Origin of the sequence: Streptomyces sp. NPDC046870 (genome assembly GCF_040704595.1) — a bacterium.
Lineage (GTDB): Bacteria > Actinomycetota > Actinomycetes > Streptomycetales > Streptomycetaceae > Streptomyces > Streptomyces argyrophylli.
The window spans coordinates 80,179-101,698 of record NZ_JBEYXM010000021.1; the positions used below are offsets into that span (position 1 = coordinate 80,179).

The window sequence follows — 21,520 nt, forward strand, 5'->3', positions numbered from 1 at the left end:
TTCCGCAGCCGAATTCTCCGCGGAGTCTCCCGGACAACGGACGGCTGCTGATTCCGGAAATCGGGTCTGCCGTTTACGGAAAATCCGGTCGCCGCCGAATCGACCGCCGTTAGGCTCCGCTCGTCCCTGCTTCGACGTGTCACCCCGGGAGTGGACTTGCGGTTGTCGATGGAGACGGTGCGCGCGGTGCTCGGCGTCGCCGAGGACATACGGCTGGGCCTCGTCCTGGAGCGGGCGGGCCGCCGGGAGCACCGGCTGGGCGGCACGGTGTGCTCGCTGGCGGCGCTGGAGGGTGCGCGGCTCGGCCGGCTGGGCGAGGCCCTGCTGGCCGCCGAGCACGCGCGGCAGGAGGAGTACGGCCGCCTGGCGGATCTGGCCCGCGGGTGCGGGCGGGCGGAGGTACTCAAGGGCGCCGCCCTGGAGCGGCTGTATCCCGAGGGTGTCCTCAGGTCGAGCCGGGACGTGGACCTGCTGATGCCCGACGAGAACGCGATGTGGCGGGCGGTCGCGGCCGTCGCCGCCTCCCGCCCGGTGGACGAGGCCCGCGTGAGCATGATCGAGAGCCCGGGCCGAAGGGACTGGGCGGTGGCCCTCAACTGGGCCTCGCCCGAGTCCGACCTGGACCATCCGTACGCGGTGGAGTTCTTCACGGCCGCGTTCGTCGGCGACCACGCGACGGTCCCGCTCCGTCCCGGCCGCCCGGACGATCCGCTCCTCGCCGGGCTGCTGCTGATCGCCGAGGAACTCTTCCAACAGCCACCGCGCGGCCGCGATCTGGTCGACACCGCCCTGCTCCTGGCCGCTGTACCGGAGGCGGAGCGCGGAGCGCTGCGCCGGGCCGCCCGGGACTGGTCGCTGGCGCCCGAGCTGCACCAGCTCGCCGAACGGGTCTGCGGCATCCCGCTGTTGTCGACGCCCGCCGCGCGCTGGGCGGCCGACGCACTGGCGGACGAGGCGGAACGGGAGCGGGCCAGACGCGCGGCCGTGGCCTCCGCGTCCGGCGGCGATGCCGGTGACACGAAGGTGCGCTACGGCCTCTTCCTCGGAGAGGCGTTGCGCGCATTCCCGGCGCGGGTCGAGAAATCCCCCGGACTGACCGTCCTGCGCTGCCCGGTCGGCGGCTTTCTGCTGGTGGACGACGTCCTCGTCCCGCAGGAACTGGCCGACGCCGCCCTGGCCCGTTATCCGGAAGCGATCCTGCCGGATTGAGAAACCCGACCGTCATCGAAACTCAGGAGCGGATCTCATGAGCAGAACCCCCGTTCTCGGCCAGTGGGTCGGCGACACCGACGTCTTCTTCGAGAAGTACTGGCGCCGGCAGCCACAGCGCTTCACCCCGCGGGGCGGTGCGTCCGGTCCCTTCGCGCTGACCGACTTCGACCAGGCCCTTGCCACCGGATTCTTCCGCGAGCCGTACATCGAGATGTGGGCCGACGACAACCGGCTGCCCGCCCGCAGGTTCACGGCCTCCCGGACCGTCGCCCGCGCGGAACCGGACGGCTTCGCCGATCCGGCCAGGATCCGCGCCCTGCTCGACGCGGGGGCGACCCTGCTGCTGCGCTGCATCGACCAGTGGCACGCGCCGACCCGTGCCCTGCTGCGCGCGCTCGCCGGTGAACTGGGTCTGGCCGTCGAGGCGTTCTACTTCGTCACGCCCGCCGGCCACGCGGGGCTGCCGCTGCACCGTGACGACGCCGACGTCCTCGTCGTGCAGGTGGCGGGCAGCAAGAGCTGGAGCGTGCACGAGGGACCGGCGGACGGCCACTGGCACGCGGGCCGGGTGCCCGGCCACGAGCCGCAGCCGGCCGAGGTGCTGACGACCGTCACCCGCCCGGGTGACGTCCTGTACATCCCGCGCGGCTTCGCCCACCGCGCCCACGGTCAGGACGGGCTGTCGGCGCACTTGTCGCTGACGGTCCGAGAGGTCGGGGTGGCCGACCTGTCCTCGGGTCTGCAACGGATCGCGCTCGGCGACACCGGGAGCGCGCTGCCGCCGCTGCCGGTCACGGAGGGGGCGATCACGGCCGCCGCGGCGGCCCTGCTGGAGGGGGCGCGCCGGCGCCTGGCCGGCATCGACCCGGGGGACCTGGTGGCGTGGGCCCGGCAGGCCCGCCTCGACGCCATGCCGACGCCTCCGGCGGACCTCTCCCTGGCGGCGCTGGCGGCTTCGCTCACCGTGTGACGGCACCCTGACCGCTCGGAATCCTGACCGCGCGTTCGGGCCGGCCGCCCAGGCGGTGTGCCTGACGGACTTCCCGCCACACCTGACGGCCGGCGGCGGCAACGCCGTGGTGACCGTGAACGGCCGGCATCCGACGTTCCCGCCGAGGCCCTGCCCACGCTGAGGCTGCTGGTGTCGGGCCGGTCCGTGGCGGTCGAGGAGGTGTCCCGGACGACCGGTGCCGACGCCGCCGAGCCGGTCCGTCCCCTGCTGGACGCGCACTTCCGCACCGAGGTGACCGGGGCGCTGGCGGAGGCCTTCGCGGCCCTGGACGGGCAGCCCGGCACCGGGGCGTCCTACGGCCCCCGGACGGAGGGCGGCCGGTGCCGGACTGGCATCCGCTGCCCGGGCTGTGGTCTCGTGGGATCCTTCCCCCACCCGAGGAGGGGCCCATGGCCGTCCACGACTGTGTCTTCTGCGCCATCGTGCGCGGTGAGGCCGAGGCCAGCATCGTCCACGAGGACGACACGACCGTGGCGTTCATGGACCTCCAGCCGGTCACCCCCGGTCATCTGCTGGTCGTGCCCAAGGCGCACGCGCCCGGCCTGGAAGACCTCCCGGAGCCCCTGGGCGCCCACATGTGGACGGTGGCGCACCGGCTCGCCCGCGCGCTGCGCCGCTCCAACCTGCGCTGTGACGGCGTCAACCTCTTCCTGGCCGACGGCGAGGCCGCGTTCCAGGAGGTCTTCCACGCCCATCTGCACGTCTTCCCGCGCTTCGTCGGTGACGGATTCCGCATCGACGCGGACTGGCGCGTGCGGGAGCGCGGCGAACTCGACCGGAGCGCGGCCGCCGTCCGCGCCGGCCTCCTGGCCCTCGACGCGTCCGGCTCCGTGCCGGCGCGGGCGCCGACCGCCTGACCGGCCGCGCCGCGACCCGCCCGCCGGCCGACGTCCGCGTCCGTTACGCCGTCACCCGCGCGTCAGGTACGGCCGAGCCGTTCCTGGGCGTCCTGCAGCGGGGGAGGCGCCGGCGCCCAGGTCGCCCGGTGCACCGGCCAGCCGCCGTCCAGCAGTTCGCTCACCACCCTGGGGTCGTCGTCCACGACGACGGCGACGGGCCGGTGCAGGGCCAGCTCCGCGAGTCTCCGGGCCTTGAGGACGCTCGCCGGCCGGTCGTCACCGTCGGGCCGCATGACCAGGTGCTCGTGCGGCAGGCGGTGGCGGGCCAGCCAAGCGGTGGTGAGGTCCCGTATGCGCTCCGGGCGGCCCGTCAGCCACACCAGGGCGTGGTCCGCGCTGTACTCGGCCACCAGCTCGACGCCCTCGGCGAGCGGCAGGTCCCCCTCGGCCGCGGCGAAGAAGGCCTCCCAGTCGGGGGTGGGCTGGTACAGATGCGGCACTCGGTGGCGTACGTCGGCGACGACACCGTCGATGTCGAAGACCGCCCACGGTCGGGGTGGTGTCGGTCGGGTCATAGGGACTCCCCTGGTTGTCGGAGAACGCGTTCCGTGGCCGGGCGGACCGTCCGCCCGGCCACGGGATGCCGTCCGGGGCCTCACCCCGGCACGGCGTACCGGCGACCGCTCGGGGACACGAGGGCGCGGGCACGGCGGTACGACCGGACGGCCGGGGGCACCGACGGGGTGCTCCCGGTTCGCACGGCGGTCGGAACGGGATTGCGGTGAGGACGGGGGCTCAGGAACGGGACGCCGACGGTGACCGGCGACCGGACAGGCCCGGCTCCCCCCCCGCCCACGAGACGCCGGACGCCCCCCGGCCCGCGCGAAGCCGCCCGGCACCCCTCAGGTGTGCCGCCCGGCGCCCCGCAACCCGCGAGAAGCCGCCCGGCTCCCCGCGGCCCGTTTCCTGGTTGGCCCTGCGCGCAGTGCCGTCGGACGGGGGTCCCGGCTCGTGCGGGAGTGGCGACTCCCACGTGAGGAGACCCCCGTACCGCCAAGCACGTTCCGCACGCACCGGCGGTACGGGCTGACGTTCCACCGCGTGTCCCCCACGACGGTGACCGGACTCTCGTTCCCGTGACCGCGGCCGTGGTGCGGTGCCCTGACGCGCCGGCGGGTGCCGGCGGACATCCACCCGCCCGGGCGGCCGAGCCTAGGCACCGCGCTCCGTGGCCCTCAAGTCACGCGTTCCCGCGACACGGCGCCCGGCCGGTGCCGGGCTGCGGCTGTCCCGTGATCCCGGGACTGTCGGCGCGCGGGCCGCACGGCCAGAATCGACGTCGTCGGCGCACGGCCGGCACCGGCACCGGCACAGAGAGGCCCGGTGCCCCGGACCCGCGGCAACGGCCCCACGCACCGGCCGCGCCCGCACCTCGTCCCCTTCGTCCACGAACGGCCCTGGAGCTGATGATGCCTGTCCTGCCCTGTACCGGTCCGTCACCGGTCCGCGCCGGGCGCGCATCCGCGCCGCCGATACGGCCGCCGCGGCTGCGTGCGGGGGACCTCGTCGCGGTGGCGACCCCTTCGGGCTCGGTCGTGGCCCCGCGGCGTCTGGAGCGCGGAGTGCGCGCACTGCGGTCGCGCGGCTACCGGGTGCGGCTCGGACCGCTGGCCGGGAAGCCCTCCGCGGCGGACGGCGGACCCCAGCGGGCCGCCGAGCTGAACTCCTTCCTCCGCGACCCCGAGGTGCGGTGCGTCGTCATGTCCCTTGGCGGGCTGACCGGCAACGCGGTCCTGGACGAACTGGACTACGACGCGCTCGCCGCCGACCCGAAGATCCTCGTCGGCTACAGCGACATCACCACCGTCCTGCTGGCCGCGCTCCGGGTCGCGAACATCGTGACGTTCCACGGCCCCACCCTCCTGCCCGAGCTGGCCGAGTACCCGGGCCCCCTGCCGTACACCTGGGACCACTTCGTCCGCGCCGTGGGCCGGGCGGAGCCCCTGGGCCCGCTCGCCGCGGCCCCCCGGTGGACGGAGGAACTGCTGCTGTGGGACGAGGCCGACGACCGGGCCCGCGCGACCACGCCCTCGCCCGGCTGGACCCCGCTGCACGGCGGCACGGCGACGGGTCCGCTGATCGGCGGGAACCTGGAGACGCTGGGGCTGCTCGCCGGCACCCGGTACTTCCCCGACTTCTCCGGTGCCGTGGTGGTCCTGGAGACCACCGGCACGGACCTGCACCACGTCGAACGCGGCCTGACGCAGCTGGAGATGCTCGGTGTCTTCACCGGGATGGCCGGGCTGGTCTTCGGACGCTCCTTCCGGGCGCCCGAAGGCTTCGAGCGGGCTCTCACCGACCACCTGCGCCGGCGCTTCGCCGGGCACGGGGTCCCGGTCGTGGCCGGCGCCGACATCGGCCACACCGACCCGATGCTCACGCTGCCCCTGGGGACGCCCGCGCGGCTCGACGGGGACGCCGGCACGCTGGAGGTGCTCGATGCGGCGGTTGCGTGAGCTGGCTCCTCCCGCCCTCGACGAGGTCATGCGGCGGCACGGCATCGAGGAGATCGCAGACATCCCCGCGGTCCCCGCGACCGGCGGCCTGCGGTACGCGCACACGGTCCGGCTGGAGCCCGACGGCGAGCCCTGGTACCTGCGCTCCCACGGAACCGACTTCCGCATGATCCCCCGGGCCTGGCTGCGCCGCGGCCCCCGGCGCTGCTGTTCCGTCGGCCAGGACCTGGGCGCCGACGGCGAGTCGGACGGGCTGCTGCTCGTCCAGGCCTTCACCGACGATCTCGCGGAGGCCGAACGCCTCGGCGCGGAACTCGTCCGCGCCCTGCCTCCCGGCACCGAGGAGCCGGCGACGCGTGTCGGCCTGGAATGGGGACGGCCGTGCCTGTGGCTGAGCGCGCGGATCGGCCACCCGGCGGACGGGGGCGCACATGACTGACATGACGTACCACCAGGTCCTGGTCGACGCGGGTGTCGTCGCGCCGGGCGGCGTGGCCGGCGGCATCACGCCGTGGCGCGGCCCGGGTCTGGACGTCGTCCGGCTCATGGTCGAGACCTTCCTCGGCCGGGTGGCCCGTGTCGCACCGCCTGCCGAGACCACCCACGCCTTCCTCGACCCGCAGGAGTCCTACGACCGGGTCTTCCCGACCTACGGCAACGTCTACCGGCTCCGCCCCGGCGACCGCGACCTGCCCGGCTGGGTGCTGCGCGCCGACAACCTGCACCTCAACGTGGCCTGGCTGCACCGCACCGGCCACCAGGGGCCGGTGGTGACCACCGGGGGGCTGCTGCGCCGGCTGCGCGGCAGCGGCACCCCGCTGTTCCGCGAGCGCTACATCTGGCCCGCGATCCAGCTCAACCACGTACTGCCCCGCGGCACCGGGGCCGCTGCCCTGGAGGGCTACCGTGAGGTGCTGGAGAGCACGTTCGCGGCGTTCGGCCTGCCCGTGCTCACCGTGGCCGTCGACGCCCCCGCGGGCTACGGCGACACCTGCCACCTGACGGTCTCCTGCCTGCGCGACGGCAGGCCGACGGTCGTCGCCACCACCTACCTGATGGCCCGTCGCTACCGCGAGGCGCTGGGCGTGGACGGCGAGCTGGTCGACATCGGCTTCACCGGCAAGGTACTCGCCCTGGTGGCGATGCACCACCGGGACCGCTGGGGGCTCGGGCTCCCCTCACCGCTGGCGCCCGTGCAGACGGCCGTCCTGGCCTCGCCCGGCGCCGGCCCGGCGCTCGACCACTGGCGGCGGGAGCTGGACGGGATACGCGCCGACGTGGTCCGTACGGCGCCGCACGAGCCGTACCGGCGCATGCGTGCCGAGCGGAGGCTGCTGCGTGCGGGCACCCCGTTGGTGCTCGGGGTGCGGGAGGACGGCGGCTGGCGGATCGGCCGCCGCAACCCCACCGAGCGGGAGCGGCTACCGGGCCCTCCGACGGCGGGGCGGCTGCGCCGGGAACTCGCTTCCTACGACCGGCGGTTGCTGTCCCGCGCACGCGAGCGCCTGGACCGCAGCATCGAGCGGTCCGGCCTGGTCAAGGGCGCGTGCGCGCCGTGCGCGGCCGGGCGCGGGCTGCCGTTCTTCGGCTGGGTCGTGCCGGGCGGGCCGATGGCCTGCGCGGCCTGCGGCGGCCCCGGACGCGCGTCGCTGCTCAGCGAGCAGGGCCGCTTCTACTGACCGGCACGTCCGCTGCCACCCCGCCCGTTCGTCCACAGGAGGATGGAATGCCGGTTCCGGCACCCCCGCTCGACACCTCGGCGGTCGATCTGACCACCACCTCGGTGGGCCGCGACACCCTGCCGCGGACCTACACGTCCTTCTTCGCCAACGTCCGCTTCTCCGGCACGTTCCGGGTGATCGCCACCGTCGACCCCGCCTACGGCGTCCCGCCGGAGGAGCGGGCCGCGACCCTGGCCTTCCTGCGCGACCTGCCGCGCTCCGAGCCCCGGGTGAGCGAGGTCGTGGTGGAGGAGTTCCCCCGGCCGGTCGGTCTGCCGGGCGCCCTGTCCGTCCTGCTCGCCCACGCCCGCACCCCCGTGGGTGTCCACCTGGAGGACGACTGGGAGTTCGACGGCCCCGTCGACCTGGACGCGCTGATCGAGGACCTGCTGGCGGGCGGTGGCACCCAGATCGTGCTGGGCAACTCCCACGTGGCGCGCGGCGGAACGTTCGACCGGCCGGAGGAGGCCCGGCCGGTGGCCGGCACCCGGGTGCCGCTGGTCCGGCTGACCCCGGCGAGCTGGGCCGCCGGCTTCCTGCCGCTGAGCCCGCACGTCCATGTGACGGACCGCTGGGCGCCCGCCGTGGCCCGCGCCCTGGCGACCACCGACCCGGGAAGCTGCGTGGACGAGCGCCTGCGCGATCTGGTGATCGCGGAGAACGGCTACGAGGAACACCGGGTGCTGTGGACACGGGACGTCGTCGCGCACGACATCGGGCGCCCCTGGCTCGCCGAGCGCTCCCGGTTCCGGGCCATCACCCCCGAACACCTCGGCACCGGCGCCGACACCGGCGCGCTGCCCGAACCCGGCGACCGGCCACTCACCCTCGCCCGGTCGGCCGCGCTGCGGGAGCGGGCCGAGCGGGTCATCCCCGGGACGAGCAGCACCCTCGCCGACGGCCCCGGGCGTCTGACGGGGATCCACCCCGGCTACCTGGAGCGCGGCGACGGCGCCCTGGTCCGGGACGTCGACGGCCGGTCCTACGTCGACTTCGTGTGCGCGGGAGGCGCGGCGACGCTCGGTCACAACCACCCGGTCGTCGCCAACACCGTGCGGGAGCGCGGCGGACGCGGCCTGTTGCTGTCCCTGCCCGTCGAGGCGGAGATCACGGCCGCCGAAGCGCTGGTCGCCGCGGTGCCCGGCGTGGAGATGGTGCGTTTCCTCAAGACCCGGACCGGGGCCCGCGCGGCAGCGGTCCGCCTGGCCCGGACGGTCACCGGCCGCGACCGCGTCCTGTTCGCCGGCCGCCCCGCGGGCCCGCCGGGGGCCTCCCCCGCCGTGGAGCTGGACTCGGCGGACGACGACGCCCTGCTGCTCCGGCTCCTGGCCGACGAGGGCTCCCGGACCGCCGCGGTCGTGCTGTGCCCGCCCCACCACCGGCGGCTGACCGCGGGCTTCCTCGCCGAACTGCGCCGGCTGTGCGACCTGCACGGCACCATGCTGGTGCTGGACGAGGACATCACCGCCTTCCGGCTCGCGCCCGGCGGGCTCGGCCAGTCGCTGGCCACGGAGGCCGACCTGACCTGTTTCTCCACCAGCCTGGCGGCGGGCGCCGCCCTCGCCGCGGTGGCCGGACCCCGACGCACCATGGCGCACTTCGCGAAGCTCGGCGTCGCCAGCGCCTTCACGGGCGAGCGGGTGTCCCTGGAGGTGATGAAGGCGGCCCTGCGGCACTACGCGAACACCGACTACTACGCCCGTGTCGCCATGCTCGGCCGGCGTCTGCGGGACGGCCTCGACGCCCTCGCCGGGTGCCACGGTCTGGCCCCCTTCGCCGTCGGCCACGACGCCATGCCGTGCCTGCGCTTCGCGGCCGACCCCGCAGGGCACGCCCCGCTCGCGGAGGCCTTCGTGGCGGGCATGGCGCGCCGGGGCGTCCTGCTGGGGCACGGCGTCAACTTCGTCAGCGCGGCGCACGGCGAGGCACACATCGACTTCGCCCTCGACGCCGCCGAGGACCTGCTCGCCGCTCCTGGCCTCACCGGCCGGCTGCGGTCCGCGCACCCGGAGGCGGCCCGATGAGCACCCGTACGACGCACGGCCAGGTGCCGGTGTACAGCAGGGACGACTGGGAGCGGCAGTACCGCTCGGGCCGCTGGGACTACCTGACCGAACCGGCGGAGGACGCCCGCTACACCGCCCTCGCCGACCGCATCCTGGCGAACGGGGCGCGGGACGTCCTGGACGTGGGCTGCGGCACCGGTACCCTGCGCGACCGGCTCGGCCCCCGCTTCGACGGCCGTTACGTCGGCGTGGACTGGTCCCGTGACGCGCTGGCCGCCCGGGGTCGCCGGCCCGGCGAGCTGCTGCTGTGCGCGGACGCCTCCCGGCTGCCGTTGCGCGGCCGGTTCGACGCGGTCGTGCTGAGCGAGGTGCTCTACTACCTGGACGACCCGGTGGACACGGCCGTGGGCATGCTGGACCGGGTGGCGTCCGGCGGGGAGCTGCTCATCTCGCTCTACCTGCCGCCGCCCGAGAGGCACCCCGGCTGGCACGCCCTGATCGCGGAACTCGACACCCGGCTGCGCGAACTCCCCGGCGCCGCCGCCCATCAGGTGGTCACCGCCACCCCCGGCCGCCGCTGGGCCCTGCACGCGGTCACCCGGGGAGGCCGGGCATGACTCCACCCACCACGGAGCGGCTCCTCGTCGTCCAGGCCGACGACTACGGCATGTGCCCGGCGGTCACCGACGGCATCCTGGCCGCCCACCGCGCGGGCGTGGTCACCCAGGCGTCCCTGATGGTCCCCGCTCCCGACGCCCGCCGCGCCGTCCGGCTGGCGCTCCGGGCCGGGCTCCCGCTCGGCGCCCACCTCGTCCTGGCCTGCGAGTGGGAGGGGCTGCGCTACCGGCCGCTCACCGGCGGACGGTCGCTGTGCGCCCCCGACGGCGCCTTCCTGCCCGGCGTGGCCGAACTGCGGGCCGCCGCCGACCCCGAGGAGGCGCTGGCGGAGTTCCGGGCCCAGTTGCGGACGGCGGCCGACGCCGGGGTGCGGCTGCGGCACCTGGAGTCGCACATCGGCGTCTTCGACGCGGAGGTGCTGGCCCGGGTCAGCGCGGAGTGGGGGCTGCCCTGCCGGGACGCGGTGCCGGCGCCGGGCATCCCCCTGGCGGTCGACTCGGTGTGGCACCTGTCCAACTGCCCGATGGAGGACAAGGCGGAGCTGCTCCGCGAGCATCTCTCCGCGCTGCCGCCCGGGACCCACATGATCGTCACCCACCCGGCGCTGGACCGCCCCGAGCTGGGCACGCTGACGTCTCCCGACTCGCGGCGCTGGAAATGGGCCCGCGACATCCGCGTCAGCGATCTCCATGTCCTGCTGGACCCCCGTTTCCGCGAGGCCTGCGACACCCACGGCATCACCTTGACCGCGTTGCCGGCGGACGCACCCGCGGCCGTCCGATCGCCCGCCGCCGCACGGTGGTCACCGAGAGAGGAACTCCCCTCATGAGTGTTGAGACCCTGCCCGTCACCACGACCGCGCCGCCGTCCGCGACCGAACTGGCGCCTCCCGGCTCGTGGCGCGACCCGGACACCCACTACCTGCGCGCGCTCGGCAGCGAGTGGTACGCGCGGCTGCTCGACCTCCAGGACACCCTGACCTCGGCCACCGTCGGCTTCTGGACCGAACGCAGGGTGCGCTTCGGGCACCTGCCGGTGACGACGGGCTCCGTGTCCTCGCCGATGGGCCTGGGCAGCGACTCCCAGCCGGTGCGGGTGGACATGTTCGGCGTACCGACCTACCTCGCCGACTCGATGCAGTTCGGATTGGAGTACCTGTGCCGGCTCAGCGAGGCCGGTGCCTACTACCTGATGCCGTCCTTCCGGGGTGAGGACCCGGACGAGACCCACCTGTGCCAGTTCTTCCACAGCGAGGCGGAGATCCCCGGCGGCCTCGACGAGGTCATCGAGGTCGTCGAGGCGTACCTGCGGCATGTGGTGGCCGAGCTGGCGGAGCGTCACGCGCCGGTGATCCGCGCGGCCGCCGGCGGCCTCGGGCATGTCGAGGCGCTGCTGGAGCGGTCCACGGCCCTGACCCGGATGACCTTCGACGAGGCCGTGGCCGACCTCGGCGCCGATCCCCGCCACGTCCGCCAGGAGCAGGGCTGGCGGACGCTCACCCGGGCCGGCGAGCAGGAACTGATGCGTCGGCACGGCGAGTTCCTGTGGGTGACCCACTTCGACGCGCTGTCCGTCCCCTTCTACCAGCGCCGCGACGCGCAGGGGCGGGCGCTCAACGGGGACCTGCTGTTCGGCCCCGGTGAGGTCGTCGGGGCGGGCGAGCGCCACATCGACGGGCCCGAGGTGCTGGCGGCATTGGAGACCCACCGCGTCGACCCGGCCGAGTACGAGTGGTACGTGCGGATGAAGTCCGCGCACCCGCTGCGCACCGCCGGCTTCGGCATGGGTGTCGAACGGTTCCTCATGTGGCTGCTGGGCCGCGCGGACATCCGTGACTTCGCCCTGATGCCGCGCGCCAACGGCCGCACCATCCTGCCCTGACGGACCCGCCGTGCAGACACTCAGGGACTCCCACGACATCCTCGACGACGTCGAGGCGCTCCGCGACCGGCTGGCCGACGACGGATACCTGTACCTCCCCGGCCTGCTGGACCCGGCCGGCCCCGCCGCCGTACAGGCGGAGCTGCGGGCCGCGCTGTACGGCATCGGATGGCTCGCCGACCCCGACGGCCTGTCCGTCTCCCGGAGCGGCCTGTCCTTCGGCCGGGACGGGTTCGCCACCGTCTACCCCGCGGTGCAGCGCCTGGAGAGCTTTCACCGGCTGGCGTTCACGCCCCGGCTGTGGACGTTCATGGAACGCTTCCTCGGCGGTCCGATGTTCTGCCACCCGGCCCGGGTGGTGCGGCTGGCACCGCCGTCCGCCGACCCCGTGCGTTACTTCACCCGCGCGCACCAGGACTTCGTGGTGCAGCACGTCACCACCGACGCGCTCACCGTGTGGCTGCCGCTGACCGACTGCGACGCGCGCCGCCAGGGGCTGCGGCTGATCCCCGGCTCGCACCGGGCCGGCTTCCTGCCGACCGACCCCGCCCAGGGCGGCCGCCGCCCCCTGTACCTGCCCGTAGCGCCGGACGACGAGCGCTGGGCGTCCGCCGACTTCGCCCTCGGGGACGCGGTGGTCTTCCACAGCCTCACCGTGCACGGCGGCGGCCCCAACAGCAGCGACGAGATCCGGCTCTCCGCCGACGTGCGCTACCAGCTCACGACCGAACCGCTGCGCACCCAGTTCGCGCACCCGCACGGCTGGCCGGTGACCCCCGACTGGGACGAGCTGGCCGCCCACTGGGACAGCCACGACTGGATCACCCTCGACCCCGAGGTGGAGCTGGTCGACTTCCCCGAGGGCGTCGACTACGGCGCCTACCTCGCCGCTCTGCAGGCGCCACCCTCACGCCTGCTCGACCGGAAGCGGCCCGGCTCCCGGACCGCCACCGCGGCCCGCCGCGGCTGACCCGCCCGCACCACCCCCACCGGTTCCGCCGACCCGCGCGGACCGCACCCGACTGGAGGAACACGCCATGACCCTGATGACCGAGACCGAGTTCGACGGCTTCTTCACCTCGTACGCCGGCAATGTCGAGGGATTCTACGAGGCCGCCTACTGGCACCTGTCCGACGAGGTGATCAAGGAGCTGGTCCGCCGCCACCTCGACCTGCGCCCCGGCAAGCACGTGCTGGACGTCGGCGGCGGCACCGCCCGCTGGGGCATCTGGCTGGCGACCGAGTTCGGGGTCCGGGTGACGGTCGCCGACAAGTCCGAGGACATGCTGCGGCAGGCGGAGCGCAACCTCGCCGAGTCGTCGGTCGCCTCCCTCGTCGAGCTGGTCCACTGCGACGTCGAGGACGCCCCGCAGCTCCCCTCGGAGACCTACGACGCCGTCCTGAGCACCTACGGCGTGCTGAGCTTCCTCGACAACCCGGCCGCCGCCTTCGCCACCGTCCAGCGGGTGCTGCGGCCCGGCGCCCCGGGCCTGCTGATGAGCCACTCACTGTCCAACGCCCTGTCGTCCAAGATCTGCCGGGACGGAGCCGGCGTCGAGGAGCTGAAGGAGCTGCTGCGCACCCGTACCGTCAAGTGGTCGCCGACGGTGCCGCCGCTGCGGGTCTACAGCGCCGCCGAGCTGCTCTCCCTCGCCGAGGGCGCCGGCCTCGCCGGCGAGCGCGTCTTCGGGGTGACCTCGCTGGCCCTGCCCGGCCCGGAGGACTTCGGCTACCCGTACGGCGCGATCAGCGCCATCTCCCGCGCGCTGGAGGACAAGGAGTACTTCGACACCCTGCTGGCGCTGGAGCTGGAGGCCTGTGAGCGGCAGGAGTGGGCCGAGCGCGGTGTCAACCTGGCCGTCAAGGTCCGCCGGTAGGCCACGATGACCACCGCGCCAGCCCGTCCCGACACCGGCGGGCTCCCCCTCTACGACGCGCTCGCGGCGGTGTACGACCGCTGGACGGCGCAGAACGACTACGCGGCCTGGGCCGACCACCTGGCGGCCCGGCTGCGCGGCACCGAGCTGCCCGTCCGCACGGTTCTCGACGTGTGCTGCGGCACCGGCACCGTCACCCGGCTGCTCCAGGAGCGGGGCTTCGAGGTCAGCGGCGTCGACGGCTCCCCGGCCATGCTGTCCCGGGCCCGTGGGCGGGTCGCCCCGGGCACGCCGTTGCACGAGGTCCGGCTCCCGGCGCCGCTGCCGGTGCCGGCCGGCTCCCTCGACGCGGCCGTGTGCTGCTTCGACAGCGTCAACTACTTCGCCCCGGCGGAGCTGCCCGCGCTGCTGCGGACCGTCGCGGCCGCCCTGCGCCCCGAGGGTGTGTTCGTCTTCGACCTCAACACCCGGCACAAGCTGGAGTCGGTGTTCGGCGACAGCCACTACGGCGACGACCTGGACGACTTCGCCTACGTGTGGCGCAACCGCTACCACCCCGGCGAGCACCGCTGCGACTACGCCATCTCCCTGTTCACCGCGTCCGGCGACGGCTTCCGCCGGCAGACGGAGCACCACAGCCAGTGGTGGTTCGGGCACGACGAGGTCCGCGCCGCCGCGCGGGCCGCCGGCTTCACCGTCGCCGGGGTGAGCGAGGACTACTCCGACCGGCCCGTCCGGCCGGACACCCTGCGGGAGACCTGGACCCTGGTCCGCTCGGCCCCGGAGCCCGGGTAGGCCGCGGTGCCCGTCTCGCCCCGACACACCGTCGCACCCCCGCGCCCGGGGGGTGCGGCCCCCACGCCCAGGAGGGATGCGGTACCCGTGCAGCACGACGACAATCCGCCGGCGCCCGCCGCGGCGCCCCGCCGGCCGTTCGTCCCGCCGGACCCGCTCGGCTGGTTCGACGCGGCCCGGGAGACGACACCGGTGCTCTGGCACCCGCAGACCGCGTCCTGGTACGTCACCCGGTACGCCGACGTGTGGGACCTGCTGGCCGACAACCGGCTGCTGGCGCGCACGCCCGAGCCGTTCCTGGAGGAGCTGACCGAGGAGCAGCGCACGGCGGCGGCTCCCCTGGTGGACTTCCTCGCCCGCTGGCCGATGTTCCTCGACCCGCCCCGGCACGCCGTCGTCCGCAGGGTGGTACGGCCGGCGTTCGCCCCGGCCGAGGTGACCCGGGTGGCCGCCGTCGTCCGGGCGGGGCTGCCGGCCGGGGCGCTGCTCCCGGACGGGCCGGACGGTGCGGCGGACCTGCTGGACTCCCTGCTGCGCCCCGCCTGCGAGGCCGCCCTCGGTGGTCTGCTGGGGGTCAGCCGCGAGGAACTGTCCCTCCTCGCGGCCTGGTCCGGGCGCCTCATGGGTTTCGTGGGGCGGCAGACGCGCCTGGCGACGATCCTGGCGGCCCGCGAGGCACTGGACCTCTTCACGGACTTCGTCGAACGCGCCTGCCTCGCGCGGACGAGCCCGCTCGCCATCGCCGTGGACCGGGCGGTCCGCGACGGCTCCCTGACGCGCACCGACGCCGTCGCCGTCTACGCGCAACTGGTCACCGGCGCGCTGGAGCCCACGGTCGCCACGCTGGCGGTCGCCCTGGAGCAGCTCACCGCGGACCCGGGGCTGCGGGACGGCTACCGCGCCGACCCCGACGGCTTCGTCACCGAGGCCGTCCGGCTGGCGACCCCGTTCCACTTCGCGCCGCGCCGCGCCGCGACCGAGATCGTCCTGCGGGACCAGCGAATCCCGGCCGGGGACCGGGTGGTCCTGGTGCTCGTGGCGGCCAACCGCGATCCCCGGCAGTTCCCCGACCCGCTGGAGTTCCGGTGGGACCGGCGGTTGCCCCACGTGGCCTTCGGCCGGGGCCGGCACGCCTGCCTGGGCCGCCCGATGGCCCACCAGGTCCTGCGAGCGGTGCTGGACGCCGTCCTGTCCGGCCCGCAGGAACCCCCTCGGATCAGCGCGGAATGGGAGATCGGCATGGGCATGCGCGCACTGCGGCGGGTCGGTCAGGCGGTGGTCTCATGACCACGCTCCCGGCGCCCGCGACTGTCGGCGGGGGCGCGGCAGCCGCCGCGCCACCCGTCCACTTCTACTGGTCCGGCCAGGAGTTCGACTTCGGCCATTTCCTCGCGGTCGCCTCGGCCGCCGCGCACGCGCCGGGCCGCGTCGTCGTCATCGTCGACGAGGAACCGGCCGGCAACCGGTACTTCGAGCTGCTGCGCTCGGTGCCCCGGGTGGAGATCGAACCGTTGTGCCTGGAGGAGCTGATGTCCCCCGCGCACGCCGACCTGTACCGGCGGATGACCTTCGTGGCGCACCGGTCCGATCTGGTGAGCTTCTGCGTGCTGGCCTCCCGAGGAGGGCTCTACCTGGACACGGACACGCTCACCCGGCGCCCGCTGGGCGAACTGCCCGACCGGCTGCTGCTGGAGGACGGCAAGATCGTCCAGGTGGGGGTGCTGGCGTTCCCGCCGGGCGACCCGCTGCCGGCCGCCATGGTGGAGGACTTCCTGCACCTGCCCGAGAAGGACCTGGCGGTCTACCAGAGCATCGTCTACCGCTGGACCCGGCTGGTGCGCGCGTCGACCGCACCGGACGACTTCAGCCCGCACGACCGGTTCTTCCCGGTGCACTGGAAGCAGTGGGAGACCATCTTCCGCGACGACGACCGGCCGGAGCTGCGGGACGACATCCACATCCTGCACCACTACGGCTACTTCAGCCGCGCCTACACCCGGCAGATGGACACGGCGTGGCTGCGCTCCCACCCCTGTCTCTTCAGCGAGCTCGCCCTCCCGGTGGTGGAGGAGCTGGAGAACTGGCTCGGCAGGAGCCTCGACGCCACGGCGGTGACACCGTGACGGCGCGGCTCGCTCCCGCACCGCCCACGCGGGCCGTACCGCAGGCGCGGAGCGCCCGGCTGCCCTGGACGGCGCTGCCGCCCGCGGCCCGGGCCGAGGTGGAGCGGCTGCTCGGCTCCTCGGTGACCTGGTCCCGGACGCAGAGCGGCGGCTTCTCCCGGGGGGTCGCGACCCGGCTTCGGTGCGCCGACGGCACCCGGGCCTTCGTCAAGGCCGTACCGCGGCACGGCGATCCCTACGCGGTGGCGCTGTACGAGCGGGAGGCGGCGGTCGCCGCGCAGCTTCCGGCCGCGCTGCCCGCACCGGCCTTCCGGGGCACCGTGGACACCGGGGACTGGCTCGCCCTCGTCTTCGACGCGGCGGCCGGCCGCACGCCCCCGGTGCCCTGGCGGGAGCGCGACCTCCGGCTGGTACTGGGGGCGCTGGTCCGGCTGACCGAGCTGGCGGCCTCCTGCCCCGTGCCCGCGGCGAAGCCCTGGGGAGGCACCCTGGCGGACTGGCGGGGCTGGAACCACCTGCTCGGCGACCGCGAGGGGCTGGGCGGAGTCGAGGGGCTCGACGGCCTCGCGCCCTGGGCGCGGCGCCACGTGGACCGACTGGCCCGGCTGGAGGAGTCCTTCCCGCAGGCCGCCCGGGGCGACACCCTGCTCCACTCGGACCTGCGCTCGGACAACATCCTCGTCGCCGGGAGCACCGTCCGGTTCGTCGACTGGGCCTGGGCGGCCCGGGGGCAGGACTGGATCGACCCCATGATCTTCGCGCTCTGCGCGGCGGTGCAGGGCCTGGCCGATCCGCAGGGTCTCTTCCTGGCGCATCCGGCCGGCCGCGCCGCGGACCCGCGGGCCGTCGACAGCGTCCTGGCCGCGCTGGCGGGCAGCTTCGTCAACGCCTCGCGGCAGCCCGCCGACTGGGACACCGGCGCGATCCGGGAGTTCCAGCGGGCGGAGGCCGCCGCCACGTGCCGCTGGCTCGCCGCCCGCACCGGCTGGGAGTGAACCGCGGCCACCGCGCACGGGTACGGCACCGGCGAACCGGCCGGCCGGCGGCACCCGGCCGCACCGACCCCACACAGCACCGCACGGAGAGGCAGGAAGACAGATGACACGGCAGACGACGAGGTCCCCCCTGAGGGCGGCCCTGATCGGGTGCGGTGACGCCGGGACCGCCCACGCGCTCACGGTCGACAGGTGCGAGGGCACCGAGTTGGTCGCCGCCCTCGACGCGGACCGGGCGCGCGCGGAGGACGTCGTACGGCAGTACGGCGGCCGGGCCGTCGGCTCGGTCGGCGAACTGCTGGCCCACCGGCCCGACATCGTGATCACCGCCACCGGCCCGCTCACCCAGCCGGAGCTGGTGGAGGAGCTGGCCAAGGAGGGCTTCTCGGGCGGCCTGCTGTGCGAGAAGCCGCTCGCCACCGGCCTGGCCCCGGCCCGCACCCTGATCGACACGGCATCCGCCGCGGGCATCACCCTGGCCGTGAACCACCAGCGCCGCTTCGGCCTCGCGATCCAGCGGGCCGTGCGGCTGGCCGCCGAGGGAGCGGTGGGGCGGCTGCTGCGCGTGGAGTGCCACAGCAAGGACTCCGCCCTGTTCGACTGGGGCCCGCACTGGATCGACATCAGCTTCCTCCTCGCCGGGGACGCACCCGTCACCTGGGTCGCCGGCACGGTCGACCTCAGCCGCCGCAGGGAGCACGCCGGGCTGCTGCTGGAGCACTCCGGGCTGCTGGTGTGGGAACACGCCGACGGGCTGCGGGGCCAGCTGGAGTGCGGTGCCGAGGTGGCAGGCCAGCCCCTGATGCGGCTGGTCGGCACCGAGGGGCTCATCGAGTTCGGCAGCGTCCTGCCCGGCCCGGACGGCTTCCGGCGCGGGCCGATCCTGCGGGTGCTGGGTCCGGGCGGCACGGGCTGGTCCGAGGTGGAGGTCGGGGAGAGCGCGCTCGGGGCACCCCAGTGGATCCGGTCCCTGGAGGAACTCGTGACCGCGCTGGCCGAGGAGCGGGCCCCGGCGCACAGCGGCGAGCGGGCGCTGCGCACCCTGGAGGTCCTCCTGGCCGGCTACCGGGCGGCGCGGGACGGCGGCCGGGTGGAGCTGCCGGCGGACCCGGGGGCCGACATCACGGAGGTCCTCGGTGGCTGAGTCCGCACGCCCCCGTGCCCTGGTCGTGGCCGACGACTTCGCCCGCGACCACGTACTGACCGAGGCCGCGCTGCGCAGGCTCTCGGCCGTCGCGCAGGTGACGGTGCTCGGCGACGACGACGAGGGGCGAATCCTGCGGGAGGTCGGGCGCAGCACCGCGCTGCTGGTCGCCGGGTGGGACACCCGCCTGCCGTACCTGGACGCCGAACGCCTCGCCGGAGCGCCGCTGTTGCGGCTGGCCGGCGCCGGGCAGGACGGCCGGTGGCGGTTCCTCGACGTGCGGGAGGCCCTGCGCCGCGGTGTCGTCTGCTCCGACAGCTCCGGTGCGATGGGGCCGGTCGTCGCGGAGTTCGCCCTGGGCCTGGTGCTGTGCTGTCTGCGTGACATCCCCGGCCGGCACGCGCTGGTCGCCTCGGGCGGCTGGTGGGACGGCTGGGAGGACGCGGGCACCGGTGCCGGCGCGGGCGCGTGGCCCACGACGCTGGCCGGGCGACGGGTCGGCATCGTCGGGATGGGCGGCATAGGCCGTCATCTGGTGCGGTTGCTGAGCGGCGCCGGATGCGACACCGCCGTGTGCTCGTCGTGGCTCTCCCCGGCGGCCGCCGGTGACCTCGGGGTCGAGTTGGTGTCCTCGGTGCGACAGCTCGCCCGCCGCTCGGAGATCCTCGTCGTCGCGACGCAGCCGCGCGCCGACACCGCGGGGCTGGTCGACGCCGACGCGATCGCGGAACTGCCCGCCGGGGCGGTCGTGGTGCTGGTGGGTCGGGCGGCGACGGTGGACCTGCCGGCCCTGCTCGCCCGCGCGGCGGCCGGGAAGCTGCGGGTGGGCCTCGACGTCCACCCGGAGGAGCCACTGCCCCGGGACCATCCCGTGCGCGGCATGCCGAACGTGGTGCACACCCCGCACGTGGCCGGCCGCACCCTGGAGGCCAACCGGCTGATCTTCGAGGAACTGGTCGGGGAGGTGGAGCGCGTCCTCGCGGGCGCCGCCCCGCGCTGGGCGACCACCGCCGAGCGCGTCGCCCGGGTGCTCGTCGGCCGTCGGCCTCCTCAACTGGCGGCCCCGGACGGTGATTTGAGGCAGAGTGCCGCACACCGGGCCACGCTCGTCGATCAGTAAACTACCCCGGCACCGTATCCGGCCTTCCGCCGCCGGCCCAGCCGCCGTACGTCTGCCCGCGCGATGCGGTCGCTCCGCCCGTCCTTCCGTCCCTCTGAGGAGATCATGTCCTCCACGGCGTTCGTTTCCACGACCATCCCGTACGTCAATGCCCAACCCCACCTGGGGCACGCCTTCGAGTACGTCCAGGCGGACTCCCTCGCGCGTCACATGGCGCTCGACCGGGAGGTGTACTTCCTCAGCGGATCGGACGAGAACAGCCTGAAGAACGTCCTGGCGGCCGAGCGCGAGGGTGTTCCCACCCGGCAGCTCGTCGACCGGAACGTGCAGTACTTCGAACGGCTCGTCGACGCGCTGTCCATCGACATCAGCCGATTCATCCGCACCAGCGCCGACGCCGACCACATCGCCGGGGCCACCGAGATCTGGCGGCGCATGCAGGAGAACGGTGACCTCTACGTCAAGGACTACGAGGGGCTGTACTGCGTCGGCTGCGAGCAGTTCTACACCCCGGACGAACTGGTGGACGGCAAGTGCCCGGAGCACCTGGTGCCGCCGGAGCGGGTCCGCGAACACAACTACTTCTTCCGTCTGTCCCGGTACGGCGACCAGCTCCTCGACGCCCTCGACTCCGGCCGGCTGCGCGTCCATCCCGCGTCCCGGCTCAACGAGGTGACCAGTTTCATCCGGGCCGGCCTGGAGGACATCAGCGTCTCCCGCTCCGTCGAGCGGGCACGCGGCTGGGGCATCCCGGTGCCGGGCGACGACAGCCAGGTGATGTACGTCTGGATCGACGCCCTCACCAACTACGTGAACGCGCTGGACTGGACCCGGGACGGCGAGCGGTACGAGCGCTTCTGGGCCGGGGCGGAACAGCGCGTGCACGTGATGGGCAAGGGAGTCCTGCGCTTCCACGCCGTCTACTGGCCGGCCATGCTGATGTCGGCCGGACTGCCGCTGCCGACCGACGTCGTCGTGCACGGCTACATCACCACGGGCGGGCAGAAGCTCAGCAAGTCGCTCGGCAACGCCGTCGACCCCATGGAGCTGGTGGACCGGTACGGGGCCGACGCCGTCCGGTACTACCTCCTCGCGGACTTCTCGCCCTTCGGCGACGGGGACTTCAGCGAGGAACGGCTGGTCGCCCGCTGGAACACCGACCTCGCCAACGGCCTGGGCAACCTGGTCAGCAGGGTCACCGCGATGACCGCCCGCTACCGTGGCGGCACGGTTCCCGCCGCGGGTCCGCTGGAGGCTCCCGAGCGCGCGCTGACGGACCAGATGACGGCCAGCGCCGAGGCGTGCCGCGCCGCCATGGACCGTTACGACCACCGCGAGGCGCTGGCCCGGGTGTGGGACCTGGTCCGCAGGGCCAACGCCTACGTGGACGAGCGGGCGCCCTGGCATCTGGCGCGCGCGGCCGAAGAGGGCGACGCGTCGGCCGCGGCGGCCCTGGACACCGTACTGAACCTCACGCTGCGCGCGTCGGTGCGGCTGGCCGTGCTGCTCCTGCCCTTCGTCCCGGAGTCGGCCCGGCGGATCCTCGACGCGCTGGGCGCGACGACGCGGGACCCGGCCGCCGCGGTGGCGGCCGACCCGGCGGGACGACGGATCGAGAAGGCTCCGCCGCTGTTCCCCCGGCTCGAACTCACCTGAGCCGG

Annotated in this window: 20 protein-coding genes; 19 read left to right on the forward strand and 1 reads right to left on the reverse strand. The window is 74.6% G+C overall.

What is annotated here, in order from left to right; translation table 11 throughout:
- Positions 1-162: 162 nt before the first annotated feature.
- The 3 genes from AB0946_RS32005 to AB0946_RS32015 all read left to right on the forward strand — a co-directional run bounded on the left by AB0946_RS32005 (position 163) and on the right by AB0946_RS32015 (position 3,081).
- Positions 163-1,209, forward strand: coding sequence for a hypothetical protein (locus tag AB0946_RS32005; protein ID WP_366764165.1), 1,047 nt, complete (start codon positions 163-165; stop codon positions 1,207-1,209).
- 37 nt (positions 1,210-1,246) lie between these two features.
- Positions 1,247-2,182, forward strand: coding sequence for a cupin domain-containing protein (locus AB0946_RS32010; protein ID WP_366764166.1), 936 nt, complete (start codon positions 1,247-1,249; stop codon positions 2,180-2,182).
- Between the two features lie 431 nt (positions 2,183-2,613).
- Positions 2,614-3,081: an HIT family protein gene (locus tag AB0946_RS32015; protein WP_366764167.1), complete on the forward strand. Its 468-nt coding sequence runs from the start codon at positions 2,614-2,616 to the stop codon at positions 3,079-3,081.
- A gap of 62 nt (positions 3,082-3,143) precedes the next feature.
- Here AB0946_RS32015 and AB0946_RS32020 read toward each other — a convergent pair whose 3' ends face one another.
- Positions 3,144-3,638 carry a hypothetical protein gene (locus AB0946_RS32020; protein WP_366764168.1) on the reverse strand — a complete coding sequence of 165 codons (495 nt, stop codon included), beginning with the start codon at positions 3,636-3,638 and terminating at the stop codon, positions 3,144-3,146.
- A 996-nt stretch (positions 3,639-4,634) separates the two neighbouring features.
- On the opposite strand from AB0946_RS32020, the gene AB0946_RS32025 reads away from it, so the two are divergent.
- The 16 genes from AB0946_RS32025 (at position 4,635) to AB0946_RS32100 (ending at position 21,515) form a co-directional block, all read left to right on the forward strand.
- Positions 4,635-5,579, forward strand: a complete 945-nt coding sequence (locus AB0946_RS32025) for a S66 peptidase family protein (RefSeq protein WP_366764169.1) — start codon at positions 4,635-4,637, stop codon at positions 5,577-5,579.
- Positions 5,563-6,018, forward strand: coding sequence for a hypothetical protein (locus AB0946_RS32030; RefSeq protein WP_366764170.1), 456 nt, complete (start codon positions 5,563-5,565; stop codon positions 6,016-6,018). Before AB0946_RS32025 ends, AB0946_RS32030 begins: the two co-directional genes overlap by 17 nt.
- The gene (locus AB0946_RS32035; RefSeq protein WP_366764171.1) at positions 6,011-7,258 is read left to right on the forward strand and encodes a hypothetical protein; all 1,248 of its coding nucleotides are present in this window, start codon (positions 6,011-6,013) and stop codon (positions 7,256-7,258) included. The genes AB0946_RS32030 and AB0946_RS32035 overlap by 8 nt, the downstream gene beginning before the upstream one ends.
- A 47-nt stretch (positions 7,259-7,305) precedes the next feature.
- Positions 7,306-9,324 (forward strand): aminotransferase class III-fold pyridoxal phosphate-dependent enzyme, encoded by a 2,019-nt coding sequence (locus tag AB0946_RS32040; RefSeq protein ID WP_366764172.1) that lies wholly within the window; start codon positions 7,306-7,308, stop codon positions 9,322-9,324.
- Positions 9,321-9,923 (forward strand): class I SAM-dependent methyltransferase, encoded by a 603-nt coding sequence (locus AB0946_RS32045; protein WP_366764173.1) that lies wholly within the window; start codon positions 9,321-9,323, stop codon positions 9,921-9,923. The genes AB0946_RS32040 and AB0946_RS32045 overlap by 4 nt, the downstream gene beginning before the upstream one ends.
- A complete protein-coding gene (locus AB0946_RS32050) occupies positions 9,920-10,753 on the forward strand; it encodes a ChbG/HpnK family deacetylase (RefSeq protein WP_366764174.1) in 834 nt (277 codons plus the stop codon). Before AB0946_RS32045 ends, AB0946_RS32050 begins: the two co-directional genes overlap by 4 nt.
- Positions 10,750-11,805 carry an asparagine synthetase A gene (locus tag AB0946_RS32055; protein WP_366764175.1) on the forward strand — a complete coding sequence of 352 codons (1,056 nt, stop codon included), beginning with the start codon at positions 10,750-10,752 and terminating at the stop codon, positions 11,803-11,805. The genes AB0946_RS32050 and AB0946_RS32055 overlap by 4 nt, the downstream gene beginning before the upstream one ends.
- 10 nt (positions 11,806-11,815) lie before the next feature.
- On the forward strand, positions 11,816-12,775 hold the full coding sequence (locus tag AB0946_RS32060) for a phytanoyl-CoA dioxygenase family protein (protein WP_366764176.1): 960 nt from the start codon (positions 11,816-11,818) through the stop codon (positions 12,773-12,775).
- A gap of 67 nt (positions 12,776-12,842) precedes the next feature.
- Positions 12,843-13,682 (forward strand): methyltransferase domain-containing protein, encoded by an 840-nt coding sequence (locus tag AB0946_RS32065; RefSeq protein WP_366764177.1) that lies wholly within the window; start codon positions 12,843-12,845, stop codon positions 13,680-13,682.
- Between the two features lie 6 nt (positions 13,683-13,688).
- A complete protein-coding gene (locus AB0946_RS32070) occupies positions 13,689-14,477 on the forward strand; it encodes a class I SAM-dependent methyltransferase (RefSeq protein WP_366764178.1) in 789 nt (262 codons plus the stop codon).
- 87 nt (positions 14,478-14,564) lie between these two features.
- Entirely contained in the window at positions 14,565-15,764 is a 1,200-nt protein-coding gene (locus AB0946_RS32075; RefSeq protein ID WP_366764179.1) for a cytochrome P450, read from the forward strand.
- The gene (locus tag AB0946_RS32080; RefSeq protein ID WP_366764180.1) at positions 15,761-16,600 is read left to right on the forward strand and encodes a glycosyltransferase; all 840 of its coding nucleotides are present in this window, start codon (positions 15,761-15,763) and stop codon (positions 16,598-16,600) included. The genes AB0946_RS32075 and AB0946_RS32080 overlap by 4 nt, the downstream gene beginning before the upstream one ends.
- Positions 16,597-17,595, forward strand: coding sequence for an aminoglycoside phosphotransferase family protein (locus tag AB0946_RS32085; RefSeq protein ID WP_366764181.1), 999 nt, complete (start codon positions 16,597-16,599; stop codon positions 17,593-17,595). Before AB0946_RS32080 ends, AB0946_RS32085 begins: the two co-directional genes overlap by 4 nt.
- A 103-nt stretch (positions 17,596-17,698) precedes the next feature.
- Positions 17,699-18,739, forward strand: coding sequence for a Gfo/Idh/MocA family oxidoreductase (locus AB0946_RS32090; protein WP_366764182.1), 1,041 nt, complete (start codon positions 17,699-17,701; stop codon positions 18,737-18,739).
- Positions 18,732-19,859, forward strand: a complete 1,128-nt coding sequence (locus AB0946_RS32095) for an NAD(P)-dependent oxidoreductase (protein WP_366764183.1) — start codon at positions 18,732-18,734, stop codon at positions 19,857-19,859. The genes AB0946_RS32090 and AB0946_RS32095 overlap by 8 nt, the downstream gene beginning before the upstream one ends.
- A gap of 105 nt (positions 19,860-19,964) precedes the next feature.
- Entirely contained in the window at positions 19,965-21,515 is a 1,551-nt protein-coding gene (locus tag AB0946_RS32100) for a class I tRNA ligase family protein (RefSeq protein WP_366764184.1), read from the forward strand.
- Positions 21,516-21,520 lie beyond the last annotated feature (5 nt).

Excerpts from the sequence above, each read along its gene's own strand:
- AB0946_RS32010 (WP_366764166.1), top strand. The coding sequence starts at position 1,247 with ATGAGCAGAACCCCCGTTCTCGGCCAGTGGGTCGGCGACACCGACGTC.
- AB0946_RS32015 (WP_366764167.1), top strand. The coding sequence starts at position 2,614 with ATGGCCGTCCACGACTGTGTCTTCTGCGCCATCGTGCGCGGTGAGGCC.
- AB0946_RS32020 (WP_366764168.1), bottom strand. The coding sequence starts at position 3,638 with ATGACCCGACCGACACCACCCCGACCGTGGGCGGTCTTCGACATCGAC.
- AB0946_RS32030 (WP_366764170.1), top strand. The coding sequence starts at position 5,563 with ATGCGGCGGTTGCGTGAGCTGGCTCCTCCCGCCCTCGACGAGGTCATG.
- AB0946_RS32035 (WP_366764171.1), top strand. The coding sequence starts at position 6,011 with ATGACTGACATGACGTACCACCAGGTCCTGGTCGACGCGGGTGTCGTC.
- AB0946_RS32040 (WP_366764172.1), top strand. The coding sequence starts at position 7,306 with ATGCCGGTTCCGGCACCCCCGCTCGACACCTCGGCGGTCGATCTGACC.
- AB0946_RS32045 (WP_366764173.1), top strand. The coding sequence starts at position 9,321 with ATGAGCACCCGTACGACGCACGGCCAGGTGCCGGTGTACAGCAGGGAC.
- AB0946_RS32050 (WP_366764174.1), top strand. The coding sequence starts at position 9,920 with ATGACTCCACCCACCACGGAGCGGCTCCTCGTCGTCCAGGCCGACGAC.
- AB0946_RS32055 (WP_366764175.1), top strand. The coding sequence starts at position 10,750 with ATGAGTGTTGAGACCCTGCCCGTCACCACGACCGCGCCGCCGTCCGCG.
- AB0946_RS32065 (WP_366764177.1), top strand. The coding sequence starts at position 12,843 with ATGACCCTGATGACCGAGACCGAGTTCGACGGCTTCTTCACCTCGTAC.
- AB0946_RS32070 (WP_366764178.1), top strand. The coding sequence starts at position 13,689 with ATGACCACCGCGCCAGCCCGTCCCGACACCGGCGGGCTCCCCCTCTAC.
- AB0946_RS32080 (WP_366764180.1), top strand. The coding sequence starts at position 15,761 with ATGACCACGCTCCCGGCGCCCGCGACTGTCGGCGGGGGCGCGGCAGCC.
- AB0946_RS32090 (WP_366764182.1), top strand. The coding sequence starts at position 17,699 with ATGACACGGCAGACGACGAGGTCCCCCCTGAGGGCGGCCCTGATCGGG.
- AB0946_RS32100 (WP_366764184.1), top strand. The coding sequence starts at position 19,965 with ATGTCCTCCACGGCGTTCGTTTCCACGACCATCCCGTACGTCAATGCC.